Source organism: Capnocytophaga sp. oral taxon 324 str. F0483 (genome assembly GCF_000318315.2).
GTDB classification, from domain to species: domain Bacteria; phylum Bacteroidota; class Bacteroidia; order Flavobacteriales; family Flavobacteriaceae; genus Capnocytophaga; species Capnocytophaga ochracea.
Window position 1 is genome coordinate 1 of record NZ_KB291478.1, and the last position, 5961, is coordinate 5961.

The 5961-nt window shown below is 40.9% G+C and carries 3 protein-coding genes; all 3 read right to left on the reverse strand.

The window, feature by feature from the left end; translation table 11 throughout:
- Nucleotides 1-85 precede the first annotated feature (85 nt).
- Nucleotides 86-517 carry a septal ring lytic transglycosylase RlpA family protein gene (locus tag HMPREF9072_RS00110; protein WP_009409908.1) on the reverse strand — a complete coding sequence of 144 codons (432 nt, stop codon included), beginning with the start codon at nt 515-517 and terminating at the stop codon, nt 86-88.
- A gap of 91 nt (nt 518-608) precedes the next feature.
- The gene (locus tag HMPREF9072_RS00115) at nt 609-2012 is read right to left on the reverse strand and encodes a PorP/SprF family type IX secretion system membrane protein (RefSeq protein WP_009409909.1); all 1404 of its coding nucleotides are present in this window, start codon (nt 2010-2012) and stop codon (nt 609-611) included.
- Nucleotides 2013-2021: 9 nt separating this feature from the next.
- Nucleotides 2022-5315, reverse strand: a complete 3294-nt coding sequence (locus tag HMPREF9072_RS00120) for a gliding motility-associated C-terminal domain-containing protein (RefSeq protein WP_009409910.1) — start codon at nt 5313-5315, stop codon at nt 2022-2024.
- Between the last annotated feature and the right edge of the window lie 646 nt (nt 5316-5961).

The following is a 5961-nucleotide window of genomic DNA, read 5'->3' on the forward strand; positions in this document are numbered from 1 at the left end:
TTATAAAGAGCAATTCTGATAAAGAATTGCTCTTTTTTTTATTTGCTTATTTCTAATAATGCAAAAAAATAAGGAGTAAAACTCCTTATTCTACAATCTCTATATCTACCTGTATCAATCCTTTGTTTTTATTGTCAGTGATTTCCATAAAGGCGCGTTTAGAGAGGTCGAGTTCTCTCCCTTTGGTAAAGGGGCCTCTATCAGTAACAGTAACAACTACTGATTTGCCATTTATCCGATTGGTAACCTTTAGTTGAGTACCAAAAGGCAACGAGGGGTGTGCCGTGGTGAGCTTACTATTGCTAAATACAGCCCCACTAGCAGTTTTTCTTCCATTGAACTTATCGTGATAATAGGTAGCTGTTACATTCGTCTTATATATGCCTGTTTTTATATTCGCAGTTTTTGTAGCTGCTTTTTTCCCGTGAGAATATCTATGGCTATCTACAGTGCTACAAGCCTGTAAAGCTAATAGTCCTATAAGGCATATTGCTATTTTCAAAAAGTTACTCTCCATATATTTTCTTTTTTAGTTTATGTTTCTTTTCTAGAAGTAAACGATGCTTTACTATTGCAAAGCATAGTTTTTATATTACTTAAAATGTGCTTTATAAGTTACCTACTTTTAGTACCCAAATGTTAGAGTTTTTAAATTCAGGACGTTTCAGCAAGTTGAGCAATGTTTCACCTGCTTCTCCGCGCGATTCATAGGCTCTATCAATATAGATATAGTGCATACCATTTTCTTTATTCTTAAATGTGAATACTTTGATACCTAAATTCTCTATATCTCGTCTCATTTGGTAAGCTCCTTTAGGATTTTGGAATACTCCTGCAATCACATAATAGCCTTGTGCTATACCCTCTATTTTTGGGTCTTCTACCACTCTTATGCGCTTGTCTAATTCTTCTTGAACAGTAGGTGTTTTAGTTGTTGTTTTAGGAGTTTCTACCGTAGGTGTTTTTGTTTCTGTTACCGTAGGAGTTACTACCTTAGGAGTTGGAGGCGTTACCACAATAGGTTCAGTAGGAGTGGTCTTAATTGGTTTCTTAATGTGATGTTTGCCACCAAACTGATAAGAAACTACCACATCATAACTACCACCCAATTCAGCTACATAATTAGCAATGGTTTGTTCGTAGCCAAATCCTACGCTCAAGTGGTTAGTCACGTTGAAGCCTAAGCCACCGAAAGCTCCATATTTTTGGTCATAACCGGCGTAAGCCCAACCCAGAGGAACGTCCAACATCACGTGTCCGCCCATTTGAAAATTATCTTTGGTTCTCTTAGCCTTAGCATATATACTGAAAAAACCATCTTCTAAGAAATCACTGCGAGAATCCAACTCTTTGCGATACATCACGTGAGCGGTGAGCGACTTTTCATTAAAAGGCACTGCCATTTCTCCTGCCGAAAACGAATAGTCTAAGAGGTTCTCCGCGGTAATACCAAAATGCCAGAAGTTAAAGTTTACATCTACCCCTGGTTGTAAGTTGATGATACTCGTAGGTTTCGCATTCTCTATCAAAGGGTCTTGCACGTTTACGCGCACTTTATTTCTGTCGATACTACTGCGGGCAAACACTACGTTTAGCCCTAAGCGCAAAAAGTTATCATCTGATATCTCTACTTGATGTACGTAGTTCCCTAGTATACCTATATTGGCAAATATCCCTGCTGTACGTTGGAAAACTAACCCGTGTGCCATATTGTTGCCATCGTAGTAATCATTCTTTCTACCTGCATCGCCACCCCACTTCTTACCATAAGAGAGCCCAAAGGTATTGAACTTATCTTCCTTAAAGCCCATCCACTGGTTGCGATGAAAGAAGGTAATTTGCGACTCATTCTTGCTAAATATTGGAAACGCAGGGTTCATTAGGTAGGTGTTGTATTTTACAGCCGTATGTCCAGGCATTTCGTAGGGTAGGTAATTACCATCACTTTGTGCAAATAAAAACTGAACACTAAGCGCCAACACTGTTATCGTTATGTTATGTACTATCTTCATCGTCAATTCTTATTTAAGTATTGTAATGGTTCCTTTCTTATCCACGCTTCTCGTTTCGCCGTTTTCGGTAATCTCACCTTTGAGGGTATAGATATAGATAAGCGCACGCTTGCCAAGGTCATTGAAAGTACGCTCATCAGGCCAATTATTTTGGTAGTTGTTTGTCGAGAGTACTTCTTTACCTTCTTGTGAGTATATCGTTACCTTCACTTTCGGAGTGAGGTATACCGACGGTATTTCCCACTTATCGTTAATACCATCGCCGTTAGGAGTTACCACATTAGGCACTTCCACCACTTGGTAGATATTCAGTTCAAAAGGCAATATGTTCTCGCCTGCTGCCACGCACGACTCCTCTTTCAGTGTATAAGAACCCGACATATCCTCAGAGGTCACCTCCAAAGTTGTGCCGTATTTCACCGTGCCGTCGTCTTTTGTCCAGCTGAATTTATTACCTCCTTCGGCAACTAATCTATCACCTATACGCACGTCGAACTTGCGCTCTCGTGCTGTACTGGTTTGGTATACTTGTTTCACAGGAGCAGTGCCTTGACTGTCGCGCATTAAACTCAATTTCAAACCGCCTACTTGGTAGTTCTTCACTTGTATATGAGCGCGTTTAGGGCAACCGCCGTTGTTAATTTCTAAATAGTATTCGCCTATTTCGTTCACGCTTGCCGTAGGGTTTTCACTGCCTATGGGAGTGTCGTTAGTGTAATTGGCACTCGTTACTTTCTTCCATACGTATGAAAAACTATCGGCTATTGATGAGTTAGGGTCGAAGCTATCAGCAGCTACGGTAAGACTAATAGTTCCTCCTTGACAAAGGTATACTGTTCCCTTCGCACCGTCAGCCGACGATATTTCAAAATCGGGGATAGGAGTAAACGCTACTGGTTTTTCGTCCGAAGTCTTGATAATCGTACCATAACTAACCCGCACTGAATATTTAGCCGATTCTGAGTTGCCTGCGCGCGACACGACAAACTGCTGTCGGGTTTCGCCTGGCACATTGTTACTGTCTTTTTGCCATTGGAAGTTAAAGAATTGGTAATCTATTTTCTTTACTTCCACCTGTTCTCCACTACTGCTTAGCTGTACGGTTATTTTTTGTACTTCAAGAGTGGTTTGCGTACGGGTTTCACAGTTGGTAGATGCTACCGTTCCTACTCTCACACCTTTAATATCAGCAATGGTTTCAAAGTAAATAGGGGTAAGGCTGATACTTGTACCACACCTACCGCCATCGGTGATTTTTGCTTCGTATACGTCAGCCGATACAGGCGTATCAGTAACCGTATATTCCACACCCGTAACGCCTGTTATTACGGTGCCGTTTTTCTTCCATTCCACAGTAGGGTTGGTCATATTGTGCGATATTTTCAGTACCGTAGTTTTTGCAGGGTAGTAAATCTCGCGAGTGTTCATATCTTCCGCCCAACGCGCTGTGATAACGGTGCGCTTTGCCACTACCGAGTTGGACGTAGCGGGGCAACCTCCGCCCGTACCGCCTATGGTAGCGTAATACACTCCTGTGGTAGTTACCCCATATTCAGTCATTCCTACCCCTTGCGCTATCTGCGCACGGTCTTTAAACCAAGTGTAAGTAGCCGTAGGGTCGGCACCAGTGGTAACCGTAAGCGTATACACTTCTCCACAAAAATCCACATTGTCTACACTGTTGTTAATGCGCAACGCATTGCTGTCCTGCAATTGAATATCTAATACATTCGATTCAGGAATGGCAGGAAACCCCGAAGCCGTTATTTTTAAACGGTATTTGCCGTTTTGGGTAGCGCTGTTAAGGGTGATTTCTTGCGTGGTATTGATATCGGTAAATGTACCGCCCGTTTCTCTTTGCCATTGAAAAGTGAAAAACGAATAGTCGCTCGGGTCTATTGCAAGCTCAGTAGCACCCGATACGGCTGTGATTTTGTCTACCGTGAGGTCTATGCTGTTCGTCTCGCAGGGCTGATAAGAAGTTTTAGGCTTGATGCTCACCTTGAAGCTATCAGGGGCTTTAAGTTCGTACTCCTCAGTTTCTACCGTCGAGGCACAACTGCCCGTTTGGATTACTTGGGCTTTGTATTTGCCTGCGCTGGTGGCTACATAAGTATTGGCAGTTTGCCCCGGTATTTCCACCCCGTCCTTAAACCATTTGTACGAAGGATTTTGGGCAGTGGTGTTTATGCTGAGGGTACGCTGTTTGTTGGGTAACAATACATTGCCACCCGTGGTAGTAATATTAGCTTTAATAGCATCTTTATGTTTTATTTCTATTTCATTGGAGCGCACATCGCAGGCACTGCCGTTACCTATCTGCACGCGGTATTTACCTGGAAGATTATTGGGGGGCGACACCACATAGGTAGCCACCCCATTAGTTTCACCCAACTTAGTATTGTCGCGATACCACGTGTAAGTCTCATTGCCCGCAGGGGTAGCCGTAAGGGTAAAGCTTTCTGAGCTACATATCTCAGTAGCCGAACTACTCAACACCAACGACTGCCCACCGCCTGTAAGTCTTACAGTAATAGTATTCGATTTTGATTTGTTTTCACCAAGACACCCTCCACCATAGTCAATAGCAACCGTGTAACCACCTTCTTCGGTTACAGTTAGTTTTGGTCCTGTTTGATTTGGAATAGGAGTGCCTATTCCTCCACTTCCGGGAGTTTTTTTATACCAAACATAAGTATAATCAGAAATGTTTGTACTTCCAAAACTAGTAAAAATTTGTGCTACTGATATATCTAATGATTGACCGGGGCAAAGTCTTACATTACCTGAGGGAGTAGTTCTTAGCGCTTGATCTACATTCATATAATGAGCTTCAAATTCTTGTTTTGGGCTATTATCAATAGTGGCTATTAATTGACTTACAGGATTAGTAGTACGTACACGAATTCGGTATTTTTTACCATTTAAGTTCTTAGGAAAAGTTAGAAATGCATCAAAAGTTTGAACATTGTTTTCTGTCTTTCCTTTTGGAATACCATTAGTTTCATAAGGTAATACAACAGGATTATCAAAATTACCATTAGCGTCAGATAACTCAAATATATATTTGTTATCAGCATTCGGGAAAGGAGGCGACCAATGCACCTTAACTTTAAACCCATATGGGTCGTTTGGATTATTAGGATTAGGAATTTTTCCATTATTAGTTGCACTTACACAGGCAAAAGAGAATTTCATTTTTGCAGAAATTAATTTATTTAACTGTGCTTGTACCCCCTCAATACCAAAGAAGTATAAAAGCAGAAAAACACTTATGTATTTAAAAAAATTGCTTACTTTCATTTTAAAATACGAATTAAAACATTGCTAAAAATACTATAAATCATACCCACTGGGTACTATACACGGTGCAAAGATACAAAAAAGAAATATCTACACAAAATTAATTGTCCATTTTTTTTACACTCTCCTGTTACCTTTACTCAATATCTCTACCTGCTTTCTGTTATAACTCGCTGAAAATTATATACTTTTCGTTATATAATTCTCCTTCACATTCCCTATGTCATCGCGCTACTCCTGTGAAATTTTAAGCATCAATTAAGAATCTTTTAAGAATGTTTAACGCAAAGTTTATGCAGGTAAAAGCTAAAAGGTAAAACCACAACCGATATAATTCCCGTCTCTACATTCCCCCTTTGGAGAGGGCTAGGGGAGGTTTGTCAGCTTTTCCAGCTTGTCCCCCTTCGGGGGTTCGGGGGCTTACTGAATAAGAGAGTCGCTACATTCGCCCTCTTTGAGGAAGTCCGCGAGAGCGGGGTATGTGTAAAGAGGAATGTTATCCCCTAGTGCCTATGGCCTAAGGCCTAGTGCCTATTCCTCTTTCTTTCGCCTCGAAACCTTCTTTTTACCATTTTTTGTATAGTCGTATTATACTATTATTCAATCACTTATATATCCTTTCTATACCAATCGTCCAAGATTCGTA

Excerpts from the sequence above, each read along its gene's own strand:
- HMPREF9072_RS00110 (WP_009409908.1), bottom strand. The coding sequence starts at position 517 with ATGGAGAGTAACTTTTTGAAAATAGCAATATGCCTTATAGGACTATTA.
- HMPREF9072_RS00115 (WP_009409909.1), bottom strand. The coding sequence starts at position 2,012 with ATGAAGATAGTACATAACATAACGATAACAGTGTTGGCGCTTAGTGTT.
- HMPREF9072_RS00120 (WP_009409910.1), bottom strand. The coding sequence starts at position 5,315 with ATGAAAGTAAGCAATTTTTTTAAATACATAAGTGTTTTTCTGCTTTTA.